Source organism: Pseudomonas sp. P4_C3 (assembly GCF_056402075.1).
In genome coordinates, this window is the sequence record NZ_JBFUIC010000613.1 from 1 (window position 1) to 1361 (window position 1361).

Genomic DNA, 1361 nt, shown 5'->3' on the forward strand with positions numbered 1-1361 from the left:
ATTACGGGGCCTGCAGACGCAAATCCGGAAAATCGCAAAGAAATCAAAAAACAGCGGTTGACTTGGTAATGAGAATCGATATGATTATCACAACCAGTCGCGAGACTGGTCGATATTCTGAAAAGACCTTGGTTCGGACTCTCGGATTATCTCCTCATCAGGCTAATCACGGTTATTTGACCCGGCTCTTGCCGGGTCTTTTTTTGCCTGTGGAAAAGTACTGACAGGGTCTGGCGCAGCTTCCTTCAAAGGATTCCACGGGCGAGGCAGCCATTTGATAGCATTCACCCCTCAAGCTCGGACATATCCGGTCACGAGCCGCGGGACCGAGGATAGACATGAAGTTGCTTTGCGCAGGTGCCGAGCTGGTCAATGACAGCAGCCGCGGGTTCGACATCAATGGCCAAAAGTTTTTTGCGGTGCGCCGTAGCGGGCAGGTTTATGTCTACATCAATCGCTGCCCGCACCGGGGCGTTGCCCTTGAGTGGCATCCCGACCAGTTTCTCGACCCCAGCAACAGCCTGATCCAGTGCGCCACCCATGGCGCACTGTTCCTGATCGAAGACGGCGAATGCGTCGCCGGCCCTTGCGCGGGGCAAACCTTGACCAGCGTGGCCTGCCGCGAGGATGAACAGGGGATCTGGATCAGCCTTTAACCACCCGGTAACACGTCCAGACGCCGGTCGACCAACATTTCTTCGTGGCTCAACCGCACACCGTAAGCCAATACCTCGACCCCGCAGGCGATAGCCTCACGCAAGGCCTGAGCATAAGCCGCATCGATTTCCTGCGCCGGGCGCACGGCCTCGATGTCGGTCAGGCAAACACAGTACAACTGCACCGCGCGAATACCGTCCCTGGCCAAATGCGCCAGCTCCCGCAGATGCTTGGCGCCACGCTGGGTGACCGCATCGGGAAACGCTGCCACCGCCGTACCGTCGAAGCCCAGGGTCACGCTTTTGACTTCGACGTAGGCAGACCCTTCTGGGTAATCGAGGCGGAAATCGATACGACTGTTTTCCTGACCATAGGCCACTTCGCGCTTGAGCCCGGTAAAACCGTTCAGTTCGGTGATGACGCCCGCTCGCAGCGCCTCTTCGATCAAACCATTGGCCCGGGCGGTGTTCACGCAAAACAGCCGCCCTTGCGGGGTTTCACCGACTTCCCAGGTGCCGGGCAACTTGCGTTTCGGGTCGTTTGAGCGACTGAACCAGACCTGCCCGCCTTCGACCTGACAATTGAGCATCGAGCCAGTGTTCGGGCAGTGAATGGTCAGCAATTCGCCATCAACGGTTTCGATATCGGCGAGAAAACGCTTGTAACGACGAATCAGGCGGCCTTCTTCGAGGGGAGGATGAAAT

General features: G+C 57.5%; 3 protein-coding genes. 2 read left to right on the forward strand and 1 reads right to left on the reverse strand.

The window, feature by feature from the left end:
* Together AC1DVH_RS31160 and AC1DVH_RS31165 are read left to right on the forward strand one after the other, a co-directional pair.
* Positions 1 to 224, forward strand: a 224-nt coding sequence (locus AC1DVH_RS31160) for a hypothetical protein (RefSeq protein ID WP_477757024.1), incomplete at its 5' end; no start/stop codon positions are given.
* 114 nt (positions 225 to 338) lie between these two features.
* Positions 339 to 656 carry a Rieske (2Fe-2S) protein gene (locus tag AC1DVH_RS31165; RefSeq protein ID WP_477757025.1) on the forward strand — a complete coding sequence of 106 codons (318 nt, stop codon included), beginning with the start codon at positions 339 to 341 and terminating at the stop codon, positions 654 to 656.
* Here the strand turns inward: AC1DVH_RS31165 and sfsA are convergent.
* Positions 653 to 1361 (reverse strand): DNA/RNA nuclease SfsA (sfsA, locus tag AC1DVH_RS31170; protein ID WP_477757026.1); only part of this gene is annotated, 709 nt, incomplete at its 5' end. The genes AC1DVH_RS31165 and sfsA overlap by 4 nt on opposite strands.